Genomic DNA, 246 nt, shown 5'->3' with positions numbered 1-246 from the left:
CCACGTGTGTATCGCTACTCATGCCTGCATTCTCACTCGTGAACCGTCCACAACTCGCTTCCGCGGCTGCTTCACCCGGCACACGACGCTCCCCTACCCATCACAGCGGGCGTTGGCCCTATTGCTGTAATGACACGACTTCGGCGGTACGCTTGAGCCCCGCTACATTGTCGGCGCGGAATCACTTGACCAGTGAGCTATTACGCACTCTTTCAAGGGTGGCTGCTTCTAAGCCAACCTCCTGGT

At 58.1% G+C, this 246-nt stretch carries 1 rRNA gene; it reads right to left on the bottom strand.

The annotated features are described in order from the left end of the window. Positions 1-246, bottom strand: a 23S ribosomal RNA gene (locus B7P34_RS40060); the annotation flags it as partial.

Source organism: Streptosporangium nondiastaticum (genome assembly GCF_003011965.1).
GTDB lineage: Bacteria > Actinomycetota > Actinomycetes > Streptomycetales > Streptomycetaceae > Streptomyces > Streptomyces nondiastaticus.
This window is presented reverse-complemented; position numbering and strand designations above follow the sequence as displayed.